We start from the raw sequence: 24384 nt of genomic DNA, 5'->3' as shown, positions 1-24384 counted from the left end.
ATCTCCTACTGTTCGTATAGAAGCGTCAGCGCGCCACGGCCGCGAGAGATTCCCGGGCCGCCGAGGCGACCGCGTCGGCCGTGAAGCCGAACTCGCGGAAGAGGACCTTGGCATCGGCGGAGGCGCCGAAGTGCTCCAGCGAGACGATCCGGCCGGCATCGCCCACGAAACGGTGCCAGCTCAGCCCGATACCCGCCTCGACCGCCACGCGCGCCTTCACGGACGGCGGCAGCACCGCGTCCCGGTACCCCTGATCCTGCTCCTCGAACCACTCGACGGACGGCATCGAGACGACCCGGGCGGCGACCCCCTCGGCCTGGAGCTTCTCGCGCGCCTCGACGGCGAGTTGCACCTCGGAGCCGGTGCCGATCAGGACGACCTGCGGCGTCACGCTCCGCCCGTCGGCGTCCTCGGCCTCGAAGAGGACGTAACCGCCGCGCGCGGCGTCCGGGTTGGCGTCGTACGTGGGCAGGCCCTGGCGGCTCAGGGCCAGGCCGTGCGGCGCGCCCTTGTCGTGCCGGCGCAGGATCTCCGCCCAGGCGGTCACCGTCTCGTTGGCGTCCGCCGGACGTACCACGTTCAGCCCCGGGATGGCGCGCAGCGCGGCCAGGTGCTCCACCGGCTGGTGGGTGGGGCCGTCCTCGCCGAGGCCGATGGAGTCGTGCGTCCACACGTACGTCACGGGCACGCGCATCAGCGCGGCCAGCCGGACGGCCGGGCGCATGTAGTCCGAGAAGACCAGGAACGTGCCGCCGTAGACACGGGTGTTGCCGTGCAGGGCGATGCCGTTCATCGTCGAGCCCATGGCGTGCTCGCGGATGCCGAAGTGGACCGTGCGGCCGTACGGATCGGCCTCCGGCAGCGGGTTGCCCCGCGGCAGGAACGACGACGTCTTGTCGATCGTGGTGTTGTTGGAGCCCGCGAGGTCGGCGGAGCCGCCCCACAGCTCGGGGATGATCCCGCCGAGCGCCTGGAGCACCTTGCCGGAGGCGGCGCGGGTGGCCACGGCCTTGCCGGTCTCGAAGACGGGAAGGTGTTCCTCCCAGCCGGCCGGCAGCTCGCCGGCGCGGACCCGGTCGAAGGTGGCCGCGCGCTCCGGGTTGGCCGTACGCCACGCGGCGAACGCCTTCTCCCACTCGCCGCGCGTCTCACGGCCGCGGTCGAGCGCCCGCCGGGTGTGGGCGAGGACCTCGTCGCCGACCTCGAAGGACTTCTCCGGGTCGAAGCCGAGGACCCGCTTGGTGGCGGCGACCTCGTCGGCGCCGAGCGCGGAGCCGTGCGAGGCCTCCGTGTTCTGCGCGTTCGGCGCCGGCCAGGCGATGATCGACCGGGCCGCGATGAAGGAGGGCCGCTCGGTCTCGGCCTGCGCCGCCTTGAGCGCCCGGTACAGGCCGGCCGGGTCGAGGTCGCCGTTCGGCAGCTGCGCCACGCGCTGGACGTGCCAGCCGTACGACTCGTACCGCTTGATCGTGTCCTCCGAGACGGCGGTCTCGGTGTCACCCTCGATCGAGATGTGGTTGTCGTCCCACAGCAGGACCAGGTTGCCGAGCTTCTGGTGCCCGGCGAGGGAGGACGCCTCGGCCGCGACGCCCTCCTGGAGGCACCCGTCACCGGCGATCACCCAGACGGTGTGGTCGAACGGCGAGGTGCCGGCGGCCGCCTCCGGGTCGTACAGGCCGCGCTCGTAGCGGGCGGCCATGGCCATGCCCACCGCGTTCGCCACGCCCTGGCCCAGCGGGCCGGTCGTGGTCTCGACGCCGGCGGTGTGGCCGTACTCCGGGTGGCCCGGGGTCTTCGAACCCCAGGTCCTGAACGCCTCCAGGTCGCTCAGCTCCAGGCCGTAGCCGGCCAGGTAGAGCTGGATGTACTGGGTCAGGGAGGAGTGGCCGGCGGACAGGACGAACCGGTCACGGCCGGTCCACTGCGGGTCGGCGGGATCGTGCCGCATGAGCTTCTGGTACAGCACATACGCGGCGGGGGCAAGGCTCATGGCGGTACCGGGATGGCCGTTGCCGACCTTCTGCACGGCATCGGCGGCCAGGACGCGGACCGTGTCGACGGCCCGCTGGTCCAGCTCGGTCCACTCAAGGTCTGTGGTGGTCGGCTTCGTGCTCACCCTGGGTCAGGGCTCCTCTCCACATGCTTTCCATGTCGGTGGCGTACGTCGCACCGGTTCGCTGCCGAGCCTACCCGCAGCCATGTCCTCGGCCGGAGTACGTCTGAAGTGCGGTTCAACGGCATTACCAGGGTGCCGCGTGTGCGTGGACTCCTTCTCCCGGCAGGGTGTACGGGCCGTGTCCCGGAAGCGTTCAAGGCGGTGCCGCGGGGGCCGCCCAACACCTCTCCGGTCGGCGGGACCCCCACGCGGATCGCCATCTGGGCAACGTCTAGAGTGGCGTGGTAAGCGCGAGTCTTTATGGGGCTTTCACGCACGGGCTCGCTTGGGATTTTCTCTGTCAGGGGTGTACGTGACGGCCGTCGAGTCCCGACCCGCAGGGGTCGTCCTGACTCCGAACTCGGGGGGCCAGCGGCCGTTCGGGGCCCGCCTCAAAGCGTTCGTGGCGCTGACCAAGCCGCGCATCATCGAATTGCTGCTGATCACCACCGTGCCGGTGATGTTCCTGGCCGAAGGGGGCGTCCCGGACCTCTGGCTGGTGCTCGTCACCTGCGTCGGCGGTTATCTCTCCGCCGGCGGGGCGAGCGCGCTGAACATGTACGTCGACCGGGACATCGACGCGCTGATGGAACGCACCGCGCAGCGTCCTCTGGTCACGGGCATGGTCTCGCCGCGCGAGGGACTGGTCTTCGGTCTGTCGCTCGCCGTGATCTCCACCGTGTGGTTCGGCTTTCTGGTCAACTGGCTGTCCGCGGCCCTTTCTGTCGGCGCGCTCCTTCTTTATGTCGTCGGTTACACGATGATTCTCAAGCGACGCACCGCGCAGAACATCGTGTGGGGCGGCATCGCGGGCTGCATGCCCGTACTGATCGGCTGGTCCTCGGTCACGAATTCGATGTCCTGGGCCGCCGTCATCCTCTTTCTCGTCATGTTCTTCTGGACGCCGCCGCACTACTGGCCGCTGTCGATGCGGGTGCAGGACGATTACGCGCGGGCCGGTGTGCCGATGCTGCCGGTCGTCGCGGGCAACCTGGTGGTCGCCCGGCAGATCGTCCTCTACAGCTGGGTGATGGTCGGCGTCTCGCTGCTCCTGACTCCGCTGGGCTACACCGGCTGGTTCTACACGGCGGTCGCGCTGCTGGCCGGTGGCCTGTGGCTCTGGGAGGCGCACGGCCTGCACTCCCGCGCCAAGGCCGGCGTGGTCGGCGGCAAGCTCAAGGAGATGCGGCTGTTCCACTGGTCGATCACCTATGTGTCGCTGCTCTTCGTGGCGGTGGCGGTGGATCCGTTCCTGCGGTAGACGCATCCTTCCCCGGACGGGCCGGACCGTGGTCAAGACCACGGTCCGGCCCGTCTTCGTCTCTCTACCCGTGGGTAGCATCCAGGTATGGTCACAACCCAGCAGGATGATCAGAGCGACGAGAACGGCACCGAGGATCCGAAGGCCGCGCGCGAGGCGCGGGAGGCGGAGCGCGCGGCGGCCCGCCGCGCGACACGTGATGAGCGCCGGGCCGCCCGGCTCGCCAAGCGGATCAGCACCTTCGCCCGGCGCCACGGCGGTGCCGAAGGGCACCTCGCGTACCTCGGACAGGCCGGCACCCGCATCGTGCTCGTGGGCGAGGACGGAGCCTGGGGCGACCTGGTCGCCCCCACGCACGCCGTCGCGCGCGGCGCGGCGACCCGGGCCGGGCTCACGCTGCACGCCTCGTTCGACGGAGAGTTCGCGGCGAAGGTGCGCACGGGAGCGTACGAGTGGGGCCGGATGGCGGGCATCCAGCTCGGCGGCGGTACGGGCTGACGCCGGACCCGGCGCGGCCGGTCCGGCGTGCGCCGACGGCCCTGGTCCGGGGCGGTCGAACGCGGTCCGCCGCAGGCCGAAAGGCGCCACCGGTGGGGAACTCACCCGTTAGGACTGTAGGAGCAGCGAGCCGTACGGTCCACGACGGGAACCTCGATGATCGATACAGCGTCCCTGGTGGACCAGTACTGCCACGGCGTCCTCCGTACGGAACTGGGGCTCGGCACCTTCGAGGACCGGCTGCGCCGCGAGGCGCTCGGCGTCACGGCACAGCCCGGGACCACGGGGCCACCCGCTGTCGGCACCAGCTTCTTCGACACCCAGACCGGTTTCGCGGTACGGCGCTGGTGCCCGCCGCTGCTGGGCCTGGAGCCGCACTGCCCGCCCGCGCGCTACCTCGCCCGCCGCCGCGAACTGGGGGCGTCGGCGACCGCCGGGCTGCTGCTGCGGTCCACGGGAATCTCCACCTATCTGGTGAACACGGCGGGGGCCGCGGCACCCCTCGGGCCGGACCCGGCCGCTCCGGACCGCGCCGGGCCGGGGGAGATGGCGGCCATGGCGGGCGCCGACGCCCGGGAGATCGTCCGCCTCGAACCACTCGCCGTACGGGCCGCCGACACCGCGGTCTGCGTCGGCGGCTTTCTGTCCGGGTGCGCGGCGGCCGTCCACACCGCGGGAACGTCGGCCGCCGGCTTCGGCGCCGGGGCCGGTGCGGTGCGCAGCGCCGCCCTGGCCCCCGAACCGCCGGGGCCCGGAGAAGTACGGGGCGCCGCCGGGCGCTGGCTGGCAGGGCGGCGGGCGGGTGATCCGCTCACCGATCCCGTTCTGCTGCGCCATCTGCTGTGGACGGCGGTCACCGCTCGCCTGCCGCTGCAACTGCACACCGGGGCCCTGGGCGGACCGGCGCCGGGCGAGGGCGGCGGCCCTCTGGCGCTGACCGGTTTCGCCACGGCCACGGCCGGTCTGGGTGTCGCGCTCGTCCTGCTCGGCAGCCCGCCGTACCACCGGCACGCCGCCCGGATGACGGCGCTCTTCCCCCATGTGTACGCGGACCTCGGGCCCGGCCTCACGCGGACGGGCGCGAGGGCCGCGGCGGTGCTCGCGGAGGCCCTGGAACTCGCGCCCTTCGGAAAGCTGCTCTTCTCCAGCGGTGCGCGAGGGCTGCCCGAACTGCATGTGGTGGCGGCGCGGGTGTTCAGGGAGGCGGTGGCGCGGGTGCTCGGTGGCTGGGTCGCGGAAGGCGCCTGGTCGGCGAGGGACGCCCGGCGCGTCGCCGGAATGATCGCGGCGGACAACGCCCGGCGCCTCTACGGGCTGCCGGGCGGCTGACCGTACGCGGACACGGGCCGGGTGCGCCGGGCCGTGCGGTCGGCTCAGACCGCCGCCGACATCGGCGATTCCGGCCGCGCCGGTTTCTCCGCCGTGGTCACCGGCCGCTCACGTACGCTCATCGCCACCCGCAGGACGGCGATCCAGACCAGCGCGGAACCGAGCATGTGCAGGCCCACCAGGATCTCCGGGGAGTCGGTGAAGAACTGCACGTAGCCGATGGCGCCCTGGGCGAGCAGTACCAGCAGCAGGTCGCGGGCGCGAGCCCGGATGTCCACGGGGGCGTCCACCGTCCGCAGCACCAGCCAGATCGCCACCGCCAGCGCGCACACCAGCCAGGCGAAGACCGCGTGCACATGGGCGGTGGTGACCCAGTCGAAGGGCATCCGCGGGACGTCGCTGCTGTCACCGGCGTGGCGGCCCGAGCCCGTCACCGTCGTCCCCACCGCGATCAGCACCGCCGAGCTGACGACCAGGGCCCAGGACAGCCTGCGTACGAGGCGCGGCACGCGAGGGCGCGGCTCGCCGTCGCCCTCTCCGGCGCGCAGCCAGGTCAGGGTGGTGACCGTGAGCAGCGTGCAGGCGAGCAGGAAATGCCCCGCCACGCTCCAGGGGTTCAGGCCCGCCCACACCGTGATGCCGCCGATCACGGCGTTGCCCATCACGATCCAGAACTGGGACCAGGCCAGCCGGGTCAGCCCGCGCCTCCGCGGCTTGGCGGAGCGAACGGCGATGATCGCCCAGCCCACCGCCGCGCTCAGCACGTACGTCAGCATCCGGTTGCCGAACTCGATGGCCCCGTGCAGGCCCTGCTCCGGCGTGGCGAAGAGGCTGTCGTCCGTGCACTTGGGCCAGGTGTCGCAGCCGAGGCCGGAACCGGTCAGCCGGACCGCTCCACCGGTGACGATGATGACGACCGTCATCAGCGTGGCGGTGAGGGTGGCGCGCCGGAGCGTACGCGGCGAGGGCGTCCAGCGCTGAGCGATATATGCGAGGGGGTTCAGCACGGCAACCATGGTAGGCGCGAGCTTGTGCAGCTTTTCACGAGGGGTACCGGAGGCGTGTCCCGGCGGCGTGGAGCGCCCACTCCGCCGACCGACGCCCCTGAGCCGATGTCCCTGAGCCGACGCCCCTGCGCCGACGTCCCTGCCCGGACGTCACTCCCAGCGGAAGAACCGGGCCGCCGCGCCGAGGCCCAGCAAGGCCCATGCGGCGAGGACGCCGAGGTCCGCCCAGGGCGTTCCGGCGCCGGACTGGAGGACGTCCCGCAGCCCGCCGGAGAGCGCGGAGATGGGCAGCAGTCCGAGTACCGAGCCCGCCGCGTCGGGGAACTTGTCCAGCGGAACGATCACCCCGCCGCCCACCAGCAGCAGCAGGAAGACCAGATTGGCGGCCGCCAGTGTGGCCTCCGCGCGGAGCGTGCCCGCCATCAGCAGGCCGAGCCCGGAGAACGCCGCCGTGCCGAGGACCAGCAGGAGCAGGACGGCGAGCGGGTTGCCGCCCGGAGACCAGCCGAGCCCGAGGGCGATCACGGTCAGCAGGACGACCTGGAGCACCTCCGTGGCCAGGACGGAGAGCGTCTTGGCCGTCATCAGGGCCCAGCGCGGCAGCGGCGAGGCGGCGAGCCGCTTGAGCACGCCGTACCGCCGCTCGAAGCCGGTCGCGATGGCCTGGCCGGTGAACGCCGTGGACATCACGGCCAGCGCCAGGACGCCGGGGGCGAGGAAGTCCACCGCTTCACCCGAACCGGTGTCGACGACGTCGACCGTCGAGAACAGCACCAGCAGCAGCGACGGGATGATCACGGTCAGCAGTAGCTGTTCGCCGTTGCGCAGCAGCAGTTTCGTCTCGAACGCCGTCTGCGCTCCGATCATCCGGAGCAGCGGGGCCGCGCCGGGCGCCGGGGCATACGCACCGGCGCCCGCGTCCGAGCTGTCCACGCCCGTACCGCCGCCCGCGATCGCGCCCGTGTCCGTACTCATGAACGCAGCTCCTTGCCGGTCAGTTCGAGGAAGACGTCCTCCAGCGTGCGCCGCTCGACGGAGATCGTGTCCGGCATCACCCCGTGCTGGGCGCACCAGGAGGCCACCGTGGCCAGCAGCTGCGGGCCCACCGTGCCGGTGACCCGGTAGACCGCGCCCGGCAGTTCGGCGGCCTCGGAGCCGTCGGGGAGCGCCTTGAGCAGCGAGCCCAGGTCGAGCCCCGGGCGGCCGGTGAAGCGCAGGGTGTTCTCCGCGCCGCCCCGGCACAGCCGCTCCGGGCTGTCCTGGGCGATGACCCGGCCCGCGTCGATGATCACCACGTCGTCGGCCAGTTCCTCGGCCTCGTCCATGAAGTGCGTGGTCAGTACCACGCCGACGCCGTCGGTGCGCAGCCGGCGGACCAGCTCCCAGGTGGCGCGGCGGGCCTGCGGGTCGAGACCGGCGGTCGGTTCGTCCAGGAAGACCAGCTCGGGGCGGCCGACGACGGCCATCGCCAGGGCGAGCCGCTGCTGCTGCCCGCCGGAGAGCCGCCGGTAGGCCGTACGTCCGCAGTCGCCGAGGCCGAGCCGTTCGATCAGCGCGTCCACATCGAGCGGGTGGGCGTGCAGCCGGGCCATGTGGCGCAACATCTCATCGGCGCGCGCGCCGGAGTACACGCCACCGGACTGGAGCATCACGCCGATCCTGGGGCGGAGCCGGGCGGCGTCGGCGACGGGATCGAGGCCGAGGACGCGGACCGTGCCGGCGTCGGGCCTGCGGTACCCCTCGCAGGTCTCCACCGTGGTCGTCTTGCCGGCGCCGTTGGGGCCGAGGACGGCGGTCACGGTACCGGCGCGCACCACCAGGTCGAGGCCGTCCACGGCGGTCTTCGCGCCGTACCGTTTGACCAGGCCGCGGACCTCCACGACGGGTGTTCCGGCCGCCTCCGCGGCGGGCGCCGGACCGGTCCGGCCGGGGGCGGGCCCGCTGCCGGACCGGCCGTCGGGCAGGGAGTCACCCGGGAAGACGCTGTGCATGCCGGAAGTCTAGGCAGGGCGGGCGGGGACCCCGGCCGTGGGGCCGGACAGCCCTCCAGTTAGGTGACCCTAAGTGATTAAGCGCACCCCTGGTGGCTGCATACCGTGGTTGTCACTTCCGAACGAATTACGCAACAATGGCGTTGTGAAATACGTGGGCGAGGCTTCGCAGGAGGAACTCGCGACCGGTGAGCGCTCCACGCGCAACCGGGTCGCGCGCTCCATCCTGGACCACGGCCCGTCGACCGTCTCGGAGCTGGCGGGCCGGCTCGGACTCACCCAGGCGGCAGTCCGCCGCCACCTGGACGCGCTGGCCGCCGACTCCGTGGTGGAGCCGCGCGAGAAGCGGGTGTACGGCTCGCGGGGGCGCGGCCGGCCCGCCAAGGTGTTCGCGCTGACCGACTGCGGGCGGGACGCCTTCGACCAGTCCTACGACCAGCTCGCCGCCGACGCCCTGCGCTGGATCGCGCGGACCGCGGGCGGCGGGGCCCAGGGCGAGGCCGCGGTGGCCGCCTTCGCCCGCGCCCGCATCGCCGCGCAGGCGGCGGCCTACCGGTCGGCGGTCGACGCCGCCGACCCGGACAAACGTACAGAGGCGCTGGCCAAGGCGCTGAGCACCGACGGGTACGCTGCTACGGCCCGGGACGCGCCGAACCGGCTGGGCGAGCAGCTCTGCCAGCACCACTGCCCGGTCGCGCACGTCGCCGAGCAGTTCCCCCAGCTGTGCGAGGCGGAGACGGAGTTCTTCTCCCAGCTGCTCGGGACCCATGTGCAGCGTCTCGCCACCATCGCCCACGGTGACGGGGTCTGCACGACGTTCATCCCCCGCGCCACCGCACCGACCACTCATCACGCATCCGACAGCACAGCCGGGAGGAACCCCGCATGACGCTCCCCACGGAGACCGCTCACCCCGAGCTCGAGGGCCTGGGTAAGTACGAATTCGGCTGGGCCGACCCCGACGCCGCGGGTGCCGAAGCCAAGCGAGGCCTCTCCGAGGAAGTCGTCCGCGACATCTCGGGGAAGAAGAACGAGCCGGAGTGGATGCTGAAGCTGCGGCTCAAGGGCCTGCGCCTGTTCGACAAGAAGCCGCTCCCCAACTGGGGCTCCGACCTGTCGGGCATCGACTTCGACAACATCAAGTACTTCGTCCGGTCCACCGAGCAGCAGGCCGCCAGCTGGGAGGACCTGCCCGAGGACATCAAGAACACGTACGACAAGCTCGGCATCCCCGAGGCGGAGAAGCAGCGCCTCGTCGCCGGTGTCGCGGCCCAGTACGAGTCCGAGGTCGTGTACCACCAGATCCGTGAGGACCTGGAGCAGCAGGGCGTCATCTTCCTGGACACCGACACCGCGCTCCGGGAGCACCCCGAGCTGTTCAAGGAGTACTTCGGCACGGTCATCCCGGTCGGTGACAACAAGTTCGCGTCGCTGAACACGGCCGTGTGGTCGGGCGGCTCGTTCATCTACGTGCCGAAGGGCGTGCACGTCGACATCCCGCTCCAGGCCTACTTCCGTATCAACACGGAGAACATGGGCCAGTTCGAGCGGACGCTGATCATCGTGGACGAGGACGCCTACGTCCACTACGTGGAGGGCTGCACCGCCCCGATCTACACCTCGGACTCGCTGCACAGCGCCGTGGTCGAGATCATCGTCAAGAAGGGTGCCCGCTGCCGTTACACGACCATCCAGAACTGGTCGAACAACGTCTACAACCTGGTCACCAAGCGGGCCGTGGCCTACGAGGGCGCGACCATGGAGTGGGTCGACGGCAACATCGGCTCCAAGGTCACCATGAAGTACCCGGCCGTCTACCTGATGGGCGAGCACGCCAAGGGCGAGACCCTGTCCATCGCCTTCGCGGGCGAGGGCCAGCACCAGGACGCCGGCGCCAAGATGGTCCACATGGCCCCGCACACCTCCTCGAACATCGTTTCCAAGTCGGTGGCGCGCGGTGGCGGCCGTACGTCGTACCGGGGCCTGATCGAGATCGGCGAGGGCGCCGAGGGCTCCAAGTCGAACGTGCTGTGCGACGCGCTGCTGGTGGACACCATCTCGCGCTCCGACACCTACCCGTACGTGGACGTCCGCGAGGACGACGTGTCCATGGGCCACGAGGCGACCGTCTCCAAGGTCTCCGAGGACCAGCTCTTCTACCTGATGAGCCGCGGTCTCTCCGAGTTCGAGGCGATGGCGATGATCGTGCGCGGCTTCGTCGAGCCGATCGCCAAGGAGCTGCCCATGGAGTACGCGCTGGAACTCAACCGGCTGATCGAACTGCAGATGGAAGGCGCCGTCGGCTAGCGGCCGGGCCGAGCCGGGGACGGTCCGGCCCGCCGCGGCCGGTTCCGGTCCCGTTCGGCGGGCTCCGTACCGGCCCGGCGAACCGGAGCGCCGAACCGGCCTCGTTCCCGGGCGCCCGCGCCCCCGGCCCCCGGCGGCGGCCTCCCCGTAGTCCCCGTAGGCCGCCGGCCGCGGCGGCGACCCAAGCAGCGACCCATTCCTTACGCAGAGGCAGAGAGAGAGCACGACGACAGCCATGGCTGAGGCTCAGAACATTCCGGTGGGCTCCACCACCACCGGTTCGATCGCGGTGGCCGCCGAGTCGACCGTCGCCACGCGCATGAGCGCACCCCCGTCCTACGACGTGGCGGACTTCCCCGTGCCGCACGGCCGGGAGGAGGAGTGGCGGTTCACGCCGCTGGAGCGGCTGCGCGGGCTGCACGACGGCAGCGCGGTCGCCGCGGACGGCGCCGTCACCGTCGAGGTGACCGCCCCCGACGGCGTCACCGTCGAGACCGTCGGCCGTGACGACGCGCGGATCGGCAAGGCCGGTGTCCCGGTGGACCGGGTCGTCGCACAGGCGTACTCCTCCTTCGAGAAGGCATCCGTCGTCTCCGTGCCCAAGGAGGCGGTGCTCGCCGAGCCGATCCGGATCGCCGTCCGGGGCCAGGGCGGTACGGCCTACGGCCACCAGGTCATCGAGCTCGGTGCCTTCGCCGAGGCGGTCGTCGTCATGGACCACTCCGGCGACGGCGTGCTCGCGGCCAACGTCGACTACCTGCTCGGGGACGGCGCCAAGCTGACCGTCGTCTCCGTCCAGGACTGGGACGCCAAGGCCGTCCACGTGGCCCAGCACAACGCGCTGATCGGCCGCGACGCCTCGTTCAAGTCGATCGTCGTCACCTTCGGCGGTGACCTCGTCCGGCTGCACCCCCGGGTCGAGTACGCGGGCACCGGCGGTGAGGCGGAGCTGCTCGGCCTCTACTTCACCGACGAGGGCCAGCACCAGGAGCACCGGCTCCTCGTCGACCACAACACGCCGCACTGCAAGTCCAACGCCGCCTACAAGGGCGCTCTCCAGGGCACGGACGCGCACGCCGTATGGATCGGCGACGTCCTGATCCGCGCCGCCGCCGAGGGCACGGACACCTACGAGATGAACCGCAACCTGGTCCTCACGGACGGCGCCCGGGTCGACTCCGTACCGAACCTGGAGATCGAGACCGGCGAGATCGCCGGCGCCGGGCACGCCTCGGCCACCGGCAGGTTCGACGACGAGCAGCTCTTCTACCTGATGGCGCGCGGCATCCCCGAGGCCGAGGCCCGCAGGCTGGTCGTCCGCGGCTTCTTCGCCGAGCTGGTCCAGCAGATCGGGCTCCCGGACGTCGAGGAGCGCCTGCTGGAGAAGATCGAGGCAGAGCTGGAGACCGTGTCGTGACCCCCCCGACGACCTTCGTCCGCGTCTGTGGGCTGGACGAGCTGGAGGAGGGCACCCCGAAGCGGGTGGAGATCGACGGCACGCCCGTCTCCGTCGTGCGCACCGAGGGCGAGGTGTTCGCGATCAACGACATCTGCTCGCACGCCAACGTCTCGCTCTCGGAGGGCGAGGTCGAGGACTGCATGATCGAATGCTGGCTGCACGGTTCCAGCTTCGACCTCCGTACCGGCAAGCCGTCCGGTCTGCCCGCGACGCGCCCCGTCCCCGTATACCCCGTAAAGATCGAAGGGGACGATGTGCTCGTCTCCGTCACCCAGGAGTCCTGAGTCACCCATGGCAACGCTTGAAATCCACGACCTGCACGTTTCCGTCGAGGCCGACAACGCCTCCCGCGAGATCCTGAAGGGCGTCGACCTCACCGTCAAGCAGGGCGAGACGCACGCCATCATGGGCCCCAACGGCTCCGGCAAGTCGACCCTCGCGTACTCCCTCGCGGGCCACCCCAAGTACACGATCACCGGCGGCACCGTGACCCTGGACGGCGAGGACGTCCTGGAGATGACCGTCGACGAGCGCGCCCGCGCGGGTGTGTTCCTCGCGATGCAGTACCCCGTCGAGGTCCCCGGCGTCTCCGTCTCCAACTTCCTGCGCTCCTCCGCCACCGCGATCCGCGGCGAGGCGCCCAAGCTGCGGACCTGGGTGAAGGAGGTCCGGGAGACCATGGAGCGCCTCCACATGGACCCCGCCTTCGCCGAGCGGAACGTCAACGAGGGCTTCTCCGGCGGTGAGAAGAAGCGCCACGAGATCCTCCAGCTCGAACTGCTCAAGCCGAAGATCGCGATCCTGGACGAGACCGACTCCGGCCTCGACGTGGACGCGCTGCGGGTCGTCTCCGAGGGCGTCAACCGCGTCCGGGAGACCGGCGAGGTCGGCACGCTGCTGATCACGCACTACACCAGGATCCTCCGCTACATCAAGCCCGACTTCGTGCACGTCTTCGCGCAGGGCCGCATCGCCGAGTCCGGCGGCGCCGAGCTCGCGGACAAGCTGGAGAACGAGGGCTACGAGGCATACGTGAAGGGTGGCGTTACCGCGTGACACAGCTGCCGGGCCTTCCGACCGCTCCGGGCCGCCTGCTGGACGAGGCGATCCGGAAGGATTTCCCGATCCTCGACCGGGTGATCCACGACGGCAAGAAGCTCGTGTACCTGGACTCCGCAGCGACCTCGCAGAAGCCGCGCCAGGTACTCGACGCACTGAGCGAGTACTACGAGCAGCACAACGCGAACGTCCATCGCGGCGTCTACACGATCGCCGAGGAGGCCACGGCGCTGTACGAAGGCGCGCGTGACAAGGTCGCCGCGTTCATCAACGCGCCGAGCCGCGACGAGGTGATCTTCACCAAGAACGCCTCGGAGTCGCTCAACCTCGTGGCCAACATGCTCGGCTGGGCCGACGAGCCGTACCGGGTGGACCACGAGACCGAGATCGTCACCACGGAGATGGAGCACCACTCCAACATCGTGCCGTGGCAGCTGCTCGCGCAGCGCACGGGCGCGAAGCTGAAGTGGTTCGGCATCACCGACGACGGCCGGCTCGATCTGTCCAACATCGACGAGATCATCACCGAGAAGACCAAGATCGTCTCCTTTGTGCTGGTCTCCAACATCCTGGGCACGCAGAACCCGGTCGAGACGATCGTCCGCCGGGCGCAGGAGGTCGGCGCGCTGGTCTGCATCGACGCCTCGCAGGCCGCGCCGCACCAGGTCCTGGACGTGCAGGCGCTCCAGGCGGACTTCGTCGCCTTCACCGGCCACAAGATGGTCGGTCCGACCGGGATCGGCGTGCTGTGGGGCCGGCAGGAGCTGCTGGAGGACCTGCCGCCGTTCCTGGGCGGTGGCGAGATGATCGAGACGGTCTCGATGCACTCCTCGACCTACGCGCCGGCGCCGCACAAGTTCGAGGCGGGCACGCCCCCGATCGCCCAGGCCGTCGGCCTCGGGGCGGCCGTGGACTACCTGTCCGCGATCGGCATGGAGAGGATCGCCGCGCATGAGCACGCGATCACCGAGTACGCGGTGAAGCGCCTGCTGGAGGTCCCCGACCTGCGGATCATCGGCCCGGAGACGGCCGAGGACCGGGGGGCGACGATCTCCTTCACGCTCGGCGACATCCATCCGCACGACGTGGGGCAGGTACTGGACGAGCAGGGCATCGCGGTCCGGGTCGGCCACCACTGCGCGCGGCCGGTCTGCCTGCGGTACGGAATTCCCGCGACGACGCGGGCGTCTTTCTATCTGTACTCCACTCCGGCCGAGGTCGATGCCCTGGTCGAGGGCCTGGAGCACGTCCGTAACTTCTTCGGATGAGGACCCCTCCGGCGGTTTCCGGGCGGTCCGGGGCCTCGGGCGACCGGGAGTGCCGGCCGCCCGGGGAGCCCGGGCCGGCGGGAGCCGGGGGCGAGCAACCGGACGACGAGACTCGGACGAGGACCGGGAAGACGACTTGAGAGGCTGTCCGTGAAGCTGGATTCGATGTACCAGGACGTCATCCTGGACCACTACAAGCACCCGCACGGGCGTGGTCTGCGGGACGGCGACGCCGAGGTGCACCACGTCAATCCGACGTGTGGCGACGAGATCACACTGCGCGTGCGGTACGAGGGGACGCGGATCGCGGACGTCTCGTACGAGAGCCAGGGCTGTTCGATCAGCCAGGCCAGCGCGTCCGTGCTCAACGACCTGCTCGTCGGCAAGGAGGTGGCCGAGGCGCGGCGGATCCAGGACACCTTCCTGGAGCTGATGCAGTCCAAGGGCCAGATCGAGCCGGACGACACGATGGAGGAGGTGCTGGAGGACGCGGTCGCGTTCGCCGGCGTCTCGAAGTACCCCGCCCGCGTCAAATGCGCCCTGCTGAGCTGGATGGCGTGGAAGGACGCGACGGCGCAGGCGCTGGGCGGCAACCCGGCCACGGACGAGAGCGTGACGAAGGAGACGGCATGAGCGAGAACGAGACCGCCACCATGAAGCCCGCCTCGGAGGACGAGGTCCGGGAGGCGCTGTACGACGTCGTCGACCCCGAGCTGGGTATCGATGTCGTCAACCTGGGGCTGATCTACGGCATCCACATCGACGACTCGAACACGGCGACGCTGGACATGACCCTGACGTCGGCGGCGTGTCCGCTGACCGATGTGATCGAGGACCAGGCGAAGGCGGCGACGGACGGGATCGTCAACGAGCTCAAGATCAACTGGGTCTGGATGCCGCCGTGGGGGCCGGACAAGATCACGGACGACGGGCGCGAGCAGCTGCGGGCGCTGGGCTTCAACGTCTGACCGCGGTCCGGGCCGGCGTCCGACTCGACGGCTGAGTCAACGCCCGGGCCGGCGTCCTGGCGACGCGTGTCCGTCCGCGTCACGGGCGGCCCATCGGTACGCGTGGCGAAGGGCCCGACGGCCGGGGACCTCGAGGTCCCCCGCCGTCGGGCCCTTCGCCGTGTCCGCGCGGCCTACGAGGGCGCCGGCGCGGAGGCCGCCTCGACGAGGGCGGGCGCCAGGTTCTCCTTGCGTATGCGCTGGTCCACGTAGAGCAGGGCCAGCACGAGCTGGGGGAAGGTCGTGGTGATGACCTGGCTGACCAGCTGACCGATCAGAGCCAGGAGCAGATAACCACCGATGCCCAGGGCGATCGCGCCGGGACTCGCCTCCGGGCCGATGTCGCCTGCCGTGAACATGCCGGGAAGCAGGCCCAGCAGGGTGAGCAACTGCCGGATGACCATCCCGGCGAAGCCCGCCATCAGGTAGACCAGCAGGCAGATGCCGAAGATCCGCCACCAGGCGCCGCGCACCAGCGCCGCCGAGCGACGCAGCGACGCGGTGGCGCCCTGGGTCTCGGTCACCGCGACCGTCGAGGCCAGGCTGTAGCGGATCCAGAGCCAGGTGGCCACCGGGGCCGCGGCCAGCGCGCCCAGGAACCCGAGCGCCATCAGCCAGCCCGCCCACCGCGCCTCGGCGACGGCGTAGGTGAGCACGGTGGCGCCGATGCCTAGCAGGAGCAGGGCCACCGGGAGGAGGCCGATCAGTCCGATCAGGACGACGGTGCCGAGCACGGCCGGGACGCGTGCGAGGGCGCGACGCCAGACCGCGCCGAAGGTCGTGCGGCGGCCGAGCACGGCCTCCTGGGCTATCGCCGGGCAGACGGCCTGGACCATCGCCGTCGCGGCGAGCAGCACCAGCACGGCGAAGGCGCACAGACCGGCGAAGGGGATCACCAGGGGCCGCAGGTCGTCCCAGTCCGGGTCCTGGCCCGACGGCAGGTCGAAGAGGTGGCGCAGGTCGTCGCCGGCCACGGCGTAGGCGAGCCCCGCCGCCGCGGCGACCACCAGGGCGGCGACGGCGTACACGACCACCGTGACACCGAACAACTGCTTCCAGTAGCGGCCGAAAGTGGCGAAGGCGCCGGTGAGTATGTCGCTCAGGCCGAGCGGGCCGAGGGGTATGACGCCGGGCTTGGGCGGCGGCGGGGGCCAGCCGCCCCAGCCGTACGGGCCGCCGCCGTACGGGCCGCCGCCGTGCGGGCCGCCGCCGTGCGGGCCGCCGCCGTGCGGGCCGCCGCCGTGCGGGCCGCCGCCGTGCGGGCCGCCGCCGTGCGGGCCGCCGCCGTGCGGGCCGCCGCCGTGCGGGCCGCCGCCGTGCGGGCCGCCACCGTGCGGGCCGCCGCCATGAGGGCCGCTTCCGTAGGAGCCGCCGCCCCCTGGGGGAGCGCCTCCGTACGGTCCGCCGCCCGGCCCCGTTCCCTGTGTCACCGATCCGCTCCGTTCAGCCGTTGTTCTGTTCGAACGGAGCAGAGTAGCCGGTACGGCACGGCGCGCGCTCGTCACCTGAGACCGGTTCGCCCGGGCGCCACCAGGAACGTTAAGTTCGGAGCATGACCGACACGTCTTCTCCGCGTTCATCCCTCCCGCCCCGTGCCACCGGCGCCGTCGCCACCGGCCTCGCCACCGTCACCGAGGACGGCACCGTCCTCGACACCTGGTTCCCCGCGCCCGAACTCGTCGCCGAGCCCGGCCCGGCCGGCACCGAGCGGCTGACCGCCGAGCGCGCCGCGGAACTGCTCGGCGCGGGCGCGGGCAAGGCCGTCGGTCCCGACACGCGCCGCGGGGTCGAGGTCGTCGCCGTCCGTACGGTCGTCGCCTCGCTGGACGACAAGCCCCTGGACGCGCACGACATCTACCTGCGCCTGCACCTGCTCAGCCACCGCCTGGTCGCTCCCCACGGGCAGAACCTGGACGGCATCTTCGGCCTGCTCGCCAACGTGGCCTGGACCTCGCTGGGTCCGGTCGCCGTCGACGCGCTGGAGACCGTACGGCTCAACGCGCGCGCCGAGGGACTGCACCTCCAGGTGACATCGGTCGACAAGTTCCCGCGGATGACCGACTACGTGGCCCCCAAGGGCGTCCGGATCGCCGACGCCGACCGGGTACGCCTCGGCGCGCACCTCGCCGCCGGAACCACCGTGATGCACGAGGGCTTCGTCAACTACAACGCGGGCACCCTCGGCACCTCGATGGTCGAGGGACGGATCTCCGCGGGTGTCGTCATCGGCGACGGCACCGACATCGGCGGTGGCGCGTCCACCATGGGGACCCTGTCGGGCGGCGGCAAGGAGCGGATCGTCATCGGCGAGCGCTGCCTCATCGGCGCGGAGGCGGGGGTCGGTATCGCCCTGGGCGACGAGTGTGTGGTCGAGGCGGGCCTGTACGTCACCGCCGGCACGCGCGTCACACTGCCGGACGGACAGATCGTCAAGGCACGGGAACTGTCGGGCGCGGACAACATCCTCTTCCGCCGCAACTCGGTCACGGGCGTCGTCGAGGCCCGTCCGAACAACGCGGTCTGGGGCGGTCTCAACGAGGTGCTGCACAGCCACAACTGACCGTTGGACGGTCGGTGTCGCGCGGCCGTGACCGGAGGCGAGGACCCCGGTCACGGCCGCGCGCCGTACCGGGGAGGGGACGCCCATGTCCCTTCCCTCGGTGCTCGGCATCGATGGCCGGAAGAGCCCGTAACTGCGCCTTCTTGAGCGGCGGCGTTGGGTTTTGTGTGCACCGACAACCCATCGACCACTCGTATATCAGCCATTCATATTTCGGCACCGAACAGTGATCGGCCACTCGTTCGTCATGCGGCAGGATGCACCCATGACCCGATCTGCCACCGGTGGACGACGGGGCGTCTGAGGACAGCGTGCCGGAGGCAGCTCGGGGTAGTCGTGGCCGGACTGCCGGTGCGCACCGCGCGTACGGACCGCGGGCACGGGAGGCGAACGCGGACTGTGCGTGCGGATCGCCGGTACGGACTGTCAGTGCGGACTGGTCCAATGGAGGGCATGAAGGGCATGGAGAACATGAGCACCGAAAACGCCGACAGGGGCGAGGCACACGGGGGTGAGGTGCGCGAGGCCGGTGAATCGGCACGGCGAGGGGTGACGGACCTCGGCGAGTGGGCCCGGCAGAACGCGGTGGGCAGTGGCCGCCGGGCCGGTCAGGACGTGGCCGATCCCGAGGAGCTGGACGCGCTGCGGGCGGCCTTCCCCGCGGATCGCAGTCTGCCGCCGCTGGGCTGGGACGCGGTCCGTGCGTACGAGCGCGAGCAGGGCATCGTCCTGCCCGAGCCGTACCGCACGATGGTGGCGGAGATCTGCGACGGGTGCGGTGACGGGCCGCCCGACATCGACGGGCTGATACCCCTGGCCGCGCTGCCGGCCGACTGGGGCTGCGCGCCGAGCCAGCGGGACCTGTCGGAGGCGTTCCCGCTGACCGAGGCATGGGTGTGGGAGGACGACCCCCGGCCGTACGAGGAGATAGAGCCGCTCATCGACGCGGTCTACAACTACGGCAGCGTGGTGCTGGGCACGGACGGCTGCGGTATGTACTGGCAGCTGGTGGTCACCGGTCCGCAGCGCGGCCGGATATGGAACATCAGCGACGTGGGGGCCGCGCCGTTCGGGGCGTCCTTCGGCCGGGCCGCGGCGGAGGTGGGCTTCGCGGGCTGGGTGGCGCACTGGGCTACCGCGCGAAGGCCCTGGTTCGACATCGTCGTATGACGGTGGTGAGGCGGGCGCTGCCGGCCGGTGCCGGGCGACGTGACGTGGCGCGTCACGGACTCCGCGTGCGGATCGCCCGCCCGGTGTATGGGGGCCGGGAGCTCGACGAGGGCCATGACTTGGCGTGTTGACCTCGACCGCACGTGTTTTCCGAGCATGGTGAACGAGGGCGCACCGCGGGGGTGCGCCACGATGAAGCCCCACCATGCCCGCACGGCTCACCGCTCTCCCCGAGGTCACCCGCTCCGGCGGGGTGCCGTCACGGCCAGCACCTGGCGTGTCGGCACCCTGAGCGGCAGCCGTCCGCCGTCGAGGCCCTCGCCCGCGCCCGGTGACAGGACTTCCTCCGCACCTTTCGGGACGCGCGCGTGACGGAGACCGCCGCCGAGGTGCCGGGCGCTTCGGGGCGCGTTCGTACGAGTTGTACCGCCGTGGGGTACGGCCGGCCGGGGACGGGGAGGCCGGAAACGATCGGCCGGCGCCGGGCCGCGCCGTGGTGGTGGACATCGAGGGCGAGGCCGGGACAGCGGGCGGGGCGGGCACACGCGTTGTCGGGTACATGAACCCGGTGGAACAGGTCCGATACGTCTAGGCTTGGAGGCCGTCTCGACCTCGTGACCGCAAGGAGACTTCCCCGATGACAGCAGACGGCCCCACCCTGCCGCCGGTGCGACTGCCCTCGGACGCGGAGCTGGCGCGGGACGCGCTCGCCGCGCCGCTGCTCGCCCGAGCCGTGCGCCTCGCCCGCTGGGCCGGGCCGGGGACCCGGGTGGGCGTGGGCGGCGAGTTGGCCGACGAACAACTGCCCGCGGCGGCGGAAGCGCTGGGCTTCGACGACGAGCGGGCGGAGGGCGAGGGCGAGGCGTACGCCAGCGAGGCGTGGCGGGTGGCCGTGGACACGGGACTCGTCGAGGTCGAGGAGTCGGCGGAGGCGCCGGACGGGGCGGACGAGGACCACCAGGGCCGGGTCACGCCCGGAGAGCAGCTCCCGGTGGTCAGCGGTGGATCCCCGCAGGACGTCCTGGCGCTGTGGTCGGAGGCCCTGGACGTGGCCCTCGCGGACGCCGCCACACCGGTCCTGGACGACCTGGCCGACGCCATCGGCGAGGACGGCGAGATCGACTTCGCGTCGCTGGACTGGGACCCGGAGGCGGAGGCGGAGTTCCTGGAGGGTGTTCTCGGCAACCTTTACCTCCTCGCCGCGGCGGACGGGGGCGGCGCCGAGGTGCCCGTACCGCTGCCGGTCCTCGCCGCGTCCGTGATCGTGCCCGACGACATGGGCGAACCCACCGACGATGTGCTCGAGCAGGTGTCCGAGGCCATGATGCGGCTGGACGACCAGTTCCGGCTGCTGGAGTCCATCGGGCTGGTCTCGTACGTACCGGTGGACGAGACGCTGATGACGGAGGACGCGGAGGAGGACGGGTACACGGGCGGGGCCGGAGGCCCGGAGGTCACGGACGCCGCGCGGGGCGCGGGCGGGGCGGGGGACACCGGGGCGCTCCCGCCGGCCGCGATGGACGAGGACGACATCGCCCGCTACGGCATGGTCCGGCTGACACCCCTCGGGCTCTACGGGATCCGGGCCCGGCTCCTGGAGGCCGGGGCGGACGCGCCGCTCGTCGGTGACCTCGCGGAGAAGGACGCGCACGCGCTGCTGGCCGGTGTCGCGTACTTCCCGGAGCTGTCCGCGCGGGCCGAGACGGAACAGTGGCTGGCCCGACGGGCCCCCGCCGAGGCCGCGCGCGACCTGCTCTCCGCCGCGCGCGGCACCGACCCGGGGGCACCGCTGCGCCGTCTCCACTGCCAGCAGGCACTCTCGCTCGTCGGCCCGGAGGCCGAGACGGCGGTACGGGAGGTCCTGGACGACGGCGAGCTGGGCGGGCTGGCGCGGGTCTGGCTCGCCGAACTCGGCGCGACGGACGTGCCGCCGCCACCCGAGTCGATGATCTTCTGGCTGGCCATCGACACGATCGCCGCGCAACTCCACGCGGAGGGGGAGCCGGAAGAGCTCCAGGAACTGGTCGAGGGGCTGGTCGGTCAGCACGGCGGCTTCTTCGACGCGGCGTGGCGGGTGGGGCACCCGGCGACGGCGGAGGTGTTGGAGGCGATGGGGCGGCTGCTGCGGGACCGGGGCGCGGCCAAGGAGGCACGGAAGGCCGCGTTCAAGGCCCGCTCCCGCGCGTAGCGCCGTCCGCGGCGGGATCGGCGATCGGCGGGATCGGCGGACAGGGAGACAGGCGGGACGGGCGCGGCTGCCGTTCGGCCCGGCGACGTGGGCCCGTGGGCCGGGGCGAGGCGAGTTCGCGCGGGGCAGCGGGGCGACAGCGCCGCCCGGGCCGTCACCGGTTGTTCCAAGATGCTCACGGCAACGCGGTCGCTCCCTTTCGGACACCGTTCAGCCGGTGTTCAGGCGCGGCCGGGAACATCACCGGGACACGTCGGGGAGCGCCCCGACGCCGCCCCGTCCCTGCCCCGTGGAGTGCATCATGACGCTGACCCGCAGAGAATTCACCGGAAGGTCCGCCGCCGGCGCGGGCCTCGTGCTCACCGGCGCCGCCGGGGCCCTCGCCACCGCCCCCGGCGCGCTCGCCGCCCAGGACACCCCCGAGGCCGTCGGCGGGTCCGTGCCCGAGCCCGGTTACGGGCCGCTCGTCCCCGATCCGCGCGGCGTGCTCGCGCTGCCCGCCGGCTTCACGTACCGGATCGTGACGCACAGCGGTGTCACCAAGCTGGACTCCGGCGAGTACACACCCTCCAACCACGACGGCACGGCCACCTTCGAAGGCCCGCGCGGTGTCACGTTCCTGGTGAACAACCATGAGCTCAAAGGCCCGAGGGCCGACTGGGAGCACCCGGTGCCGCTCACCGAGGGGCTTGTCTACGATCCGGCCGCCGCCGGTGGCTGCACGGTGGTCGAGGCGCATCAGGACGGGCGTACCGCCGAGTGGGTCGGCATCGCCGGCACGTCCACCAACTGCGCCGGCGGGCGTACTCCGTGGGGCACCTGGCTCACCTGTGAGGAGAACTCCGACCGGGCGGGCCAGAACGGCATGACCAAGGACCACGGCTACGTCTTCGAGGTCGACCCCTACGACCGTGAGGCCAACCGCGACCCCCGGCCCGTCAAGGCGTTCGGGCGGTTCGACCACGAGGCCGTGGTCATCGACCCGCGTACCGGTCACGCCTATCTGACCGAGGACGACTCGAAGCCCAACGGGCTCTTCTACCGTTGGGTTCCGCCGCACGGCTTCAAGCACGGCCGCCGGCAGCTGCGCCGCCTCGCCGCCGACGCGGGCGTCCTCCAGGCACCCCGCTGCTACGACGCGGGCGGCCGGTTCGTGGACGACCTCTCGCGGGCCACCCGTACCGGCACCGTCTACGGCGTGGACTGGGTGGACGTTCCCGACCGGGACGCGCGGACCGTCGCCGTGCGGGAGCAGTTCGAGGGCCAGAACATCACCCGGGCCAGAAAGCTCGAAGGCATGTGGTGGGCGGACGGGGGCGCGTACATCGTCTCCTCCTACGCGCGTGACGAGAGCCCCGGGACCCCGCACGACGGGCAGGTGTGGTTCTACAACCCGAGGCGGCGCACGCTGACGCTCAAGGTGCTGCTGGGCGTCAACCCCGCCCCGGACAAGGACGGGGCCTTCGACGGCCCCGACAACATCACGGTCTCCCCGTACGGCGGACTGGTCATCGCGGAGGACGGTGAGGGGCTCCAGCACCTGTTCGGCGCGACGGAGCGCGGCCGCACGTACCCGATCGCCCGGAACGACCTCAACGACAGCGAGTTCACGGGTGTCGTCTTCTCGCCCGACGGCCGCACGCTGTACGCGAACATCCAGGAGCCGGGCATCATGGTCGCCATCACCGGACCGTGGCGGCGCGCGCACAAGAACGGCTGACGCGCTCGGGGCGGCCGCTCCCGTCGAACAGCTGCTGTGTTCCCGGCCGCCCCGCCGCCTGCCGCCCCGCCGCCTCCGCCCCTCGCTACGTCATAGCGCCTTCCCCGCGGGCTTCACCATGCCCCGTACCGTACGCGACTTGACGAACTCGCCCATGCCCGTCATCTCCCACTCACCCGAGAACTGCTTGATCAGTTTGGCCATCATCACGCCGGTCTGCGGCTCGGCGCCGGTCAGGTCGAACCGCACCAGTTCCTCGCCCGTGGCCGCGTCGATCAGCCGGCAGTACGCCTTCGCGACCTCGGTGAACTTCTGGCCCGAGAAGGAGTTGACCGTGAAGACGAGGCCGGTCGCCTCGGCCGGCAGCCTGCCGAGGTCCACGACGATCACCTCGTCGTCGCCGGCGCCCTCGCCCGTCAGGTTGTCACCGGAGTGCTTGATCGCTCCGTTGAGGATGGACAGCTTGCCGAAGTAGCAGCTGTCCAGGTGGTTGCGGTTCGGCCCGTAGGCGATCACCGAGGCGTCGAGGTCGATGTCCTTGCCACGGAACGCCGGCTCCCAGCCGAGGCCCATCTTGACCTGGGACAGCAGCGGACGGCCGCCCTTGACCAGGGAGACCGTCTGGTTCTTCTGGAGGCTGACCCGGCCCTTGTCCAGATTGATCTTGCCGCCTCCGGGCGGGGTCGTCGGCGCGGGCGGCGCGGCGGGCGGCGCCGGGGGAACGGAGGTCCGCGGGTCGGTGATGCCGGGCGCCCGGGCCGCGGCCGGTGCGGGGGCCGCCACCGGAGGGGCCGGGGCCGGTGCGGGCTCCTCGACCGATACGCCGAAGTCCGTGGCGATCCCCGCCAGCCCGTTCGCGTACCCCTGGCCGACCGCGCGGACTTTCCACGCCCCGTTCCGCCGGTAGATCTCCACGATCACCAGGGCGGTCTCCGCGCCCAGGCCGGGCGGGGTGAACGTGGCGATCGCGCCGCCCGCCGGGTCGCGGACGGTGGCGGTGGGCTCGATGCCCTGGAAGGTCTGCCCCGCCGCGTCCGGGCTCGCGGTCACGACGATCTTCTCGATGGCGGCCGGGACGGCGGCGGTGTCGACCGTGATCGCGTCGGGCGAGGCACCCCCGCCCGAGCGGTGGCTGACGCCGGGACCGCTCGGCTGGTTGTAGAAGATGAAGTCGTCGTCCGAGCGCACCTTGCCGTCGGCGGTGAGCAGGAGGCCCGACACGTCGAGCCGCACGGGTGCGGCGACGTCCACCGTCACCTGGGCGGTGGGCAGGGGGAGATTCGAGCCGGGGGTCATAGCTGTCATGCCAGGCGTAACGAACGGGTCGGCTTTGCCGTTCCCTTACCATTCCCTCTTTCGCCCGTCTGCTTTTCCGGGTCTTCTGTCCGGAAAAGAGGCATGTCCG

Annotated in this window: 21 protein-coding genes; 15 read left to right on the top strand and 6 right to left on the bottom strand. The window is 71.6% G+C overall.

What is annotated here, in order from left to right:
• Positions 1-25 precede the first annotated feature (25 nt).
• Positions 26-2116, bottom strand: coding sequence for a transketolase (tkt, locus tag ACU6P3_RS07200; RefSeq protein ID WP_447196396.1), 2091 nt, complete (start codon positions 2114-2116; stop codon positions 26-28).
• Between the two features lie 352 nt (positions 2117-2468).
• Between tkt and ACU6P3_RS07195 the strand changes: the two genes are divergently transcribed.
• The 3 genes from ACU6P3_RS07195 (at position 2469) to ACU6P3_RS07185 (ending at position 5243) form a co-directional block, all read left to right on the top strand.
• Positions 2469-3416: a heme o synthase gene (locus ACU6P3_RS07195; protein ID WP_447196395.1), complete on the top strand. Its 948-nt coding sequence runs from the start codon at positions 2469-2471 to the stop codon at positions 3414-3416.
• 87 nt (positions 3417-3503) lie between these two features.
• Entirely contained in the window at positions 3504-3914 is a 411-nt protein-coding gene (locus tag ACU6P3_RS07190; RefSeq protein ID WP_447196394.1) for a hypothetical protein, read from the top strand.
• Between the two features lie 156 nt (positions 3915-4070).
• A complete protein-coding gene (locus ACU6P3_RS07185; protein ID WP_447196393.1) occupies positions 4071-5243 on the top strand; it encodes an amidohydrolase family protein in 1173 nt (390 codons plus the stop codon).
• A gap of 44 nt (positions 5244-5287) precedes the next feature.
• Here ACU6P3_RS07185 and ACU6P3_RS07180 read toward each other — a convergent pair whose 3' ends face one another.
• The 3 genes from ACU6P3_RS07180 to ACU6P3_RS07170 all read right to left on the bottom strand — a co-directional run bounded on the left by ACU6P3_RS07180 (position 5288) and on the right by ACU6P3_RS07170 (position 8241).
• Entirely contained in the window at positions 5288-6259 is a 972-nt protein-coding gene (locus tag ACU6P3_RS07180; protein WP_030753159.1) for a COX15/CtaA family protein, read from the bottom strand.
• 141 nt (positions 6260-6400) lie between these two features.
• Positions 6401-7117 carry an ABC transporter permease gene (locus ACU6P3_RS07175; protein WP_447197794.1) on the bottom strand — a complete coding sequence of 239 codons (717 nt, stop codon included), beginning with the start codon at positions 7115-7117 and terminating at the stop codon, positions 6401-6403.
• Between the two features lie 104 nt (positions 7118-7221).
• Positions 7222-8241: an ABC transporter ATP-binding protein gene (locus tag ACU6P3_RS07170; protein WP_447196392.1), complete on the bottom strand. Its 1020-nt coding sequence runs from the start codon at positions 8239-8241 to the stop codon at positions 7222-7224.
• Between the two features lie 145 nt (positions 8242-8386).
• On the opposite strand from ACU6P3_RS07170, the gene ACU6P3_RS07165 reads away from it, so the two are divergent.
• The 8 genes from ACU6P3_RS07165 to ACU6P3_RS07130 all read left to right on the top strand — a co-directional run bounded on the left by ACU6P3_RS07165 (position 8387) and on the right by ACU6P3_RS07130 (position 15302).
• Positions 8387-9130 (top strand): helix-turn-helix transcriptional regulator, encoded by a 744-nt coding sequence (locus ACU6P3_RS07165; protein WP_352086183.1) that lies wholly within the window; start codon positions 8387-8389, stop codon positions 9128-9130.
• Positions 9127-10548: a Fe-S cluster assembly protein SufB gene (sufB, locus tag ACU6P3_RS07160; protein ID WP_344273827.1), complete on the top strand. Its 1422-nt coding sequence runs from the start codon at positions 9127-9129 to the stop codon at positions 10546-10548. Before ACU6P3_RS07165 ends, sufB begins: the two co-directional genes overlap by 4 nt.
• 235 nt (positions 10549-10783) lie before the next feature.
• Positions 10784-11965, top strand: a complete 1182-nt coding sequence (gene sufD, locus ACU6P3_RS07155) for a Fe-S cluster assembly protein SufD (protein WP_030753174.1) — start codon at positions 10784-10786, stop codon at positions 11963-11965.
• The gene (locus ACU6P3_RS07150) at positions 11962-12291 is read left to right on the top strand and encodes a bifunctional 3-phenylpropionate/cinnamic acid dioxygenase ferredoxin subunit (RefSeq protein WP_030753176.1); all 330 of its coding nucleotides are present in this window, start codon (positions 11962-11964) and stop codon (positions 12289-12291) included. Before sufD ends, ACU6P3_RS07150 begins: the two co-directional genes overlap by 4 nt.
• Positions 12292-12298: 7 nt before the next feature.
• Entirely contained in the window at positions 12299-13063 is a 765-nt protein-coding gene (gene sufC / locus ACU6P3_RS07145) for a Fe-S cluster assembly ATPase SufC (RefSeq protein WP_030753180.1), read from the top strand.
• The gene (locus ACU6P3_RS07140) at positions 13060-14334 is read left to right on the top strand and encodes a cysteine desulfurase (RefSeq protein ID WP_030753183.1); all 1275 of its coding nucleotides are present in this window, start codon (positions 13060-13062) and stop codon (positions 14332-14334) included. Before sufC ends, ACU6P3_RS07140 begins: the two co-directional genes overlap by 4 nt.
• Positions 14335-14484: 150 nt before the next feature.
• Positions 14485-14967: a Fe-S cluster assembly sulfur transfer protein SufU gene (gene sufU, locus ACU6P3_RS07135; protein ID WP_447196391.1), complete on the top strand. Its 483-nt coding sequence runs from the start codon at positions 14485-14487 to the stop codon at positions 14965-14967.
• Positions 14964-15302, top strand: coding sequence for a metal-sulfur cluster assembly factor (locus ACU6P3_RS07130; RefSeq protein ID WP_344273813.1), 339 nt, complete (start codon positions 14964-14966; stop codon positions 15300-15302). The genes sufU and ACU6P3_RS07130 overlap by 4 nt, the downstream gene beginning before the upstream one ends.
• A 173-nt stretch (positions 15303-15475) precedes the next feature.
• Here the strand turns inward: ACU6P3_RS07130 and ACU6P3_RS07125 are convergent, their stop codons facing one another.
• The gene (locus tag ACU6P3_RS07125; RefSeq protein ID WP_447196390.1) at positions 15476-16771 is read right to left on the bottom strand and encodes a hypothetical protein; all 1296 of its coding nucleotides are present in this window, start codon (positions 16769-16771) and stop codon (positions 15476-15478) included.
• A gap of 122 nt (positions 16772-16893) precedes the next feature.
• On the opposite strand from ACU6P3_RS07125, the gene dapD reads away from it, so the two are divergent.
• The 4 genes from dapD (at position 16894) to ACU6P3_RS07105 (ending at position 22979) form a co-directional block, all read left to right on the top strand.
• On the top strand, positions 16894-17901 hold the full coding sequence (gene dapD / locus ACU6P3_RS07120; protein WP_447196389.1) for a 2,3,4,5-tetrahydropyridine-2,6-dicarboxylate N-succinyltransferase: 1008 nt from the start codon (positions 16894-16896) through the stop codon (positions 17899-17901).
• Between the two features lie 471 nt (positions 17902-18372).
• On the top strand, positions 18373-19071 hold the full coding sequence (locus ACU6P3_RS07115; protein ID WP_447196388.1) for an SMI1/KNR4 family protein: 699 nt from the start codon (positions 18373-18375) through the stop codon (positions 19069-19071).
• Between the two features lie 637 nt (positions 19072-19708).
• Entirely contained in the window at positions 19709-21259 is a 1551-nt protein-coding gene (locus tag ACU6P3_RS07110; protein ID WP_447196387.1) for a hypothetical protein, read from the top strand.
• 301 nt (positions 21260-21560) lie between these two features.
• Positions 21561-22979: an alkaline phosphatase PhoX gene (locus tag ACU6P3_RS07105; RefSeq protein WP_447196386.1), complete on the top strand. Its 1419-nt coding sequence runs from the start codon at positions 21561-21563 to the stop codon at positions 22977-22979.
• A 90-nt stretch (positions 22980-23069) separates the two neighbouring features.
• On the opposite strand, the gene ACU6P3_RS07100 is transcribed toward ACU6P3_RS07105, so the two are convergent.
• Positions 23070-24284 (bottom strand): TerD family protein, encoded by a 1215-nt coding sequence (locus ACU6P3_RS07100; RefSeq protein ID WP_447196385.1) that lies wholly within the window; start codon positions 24282-24284, stop codon positions 23070-23072.
• Positions 24285-24384 lie beyond the last annotated feature (100 nt).

It is taken from the genome of Streptomyces hebeiensis, from assembly GCF_052983195.1.
Note: the sequence above shows the minus strand (reverse complement) of the source record. Positions and strands in the feature narration are given on the sequence as shown.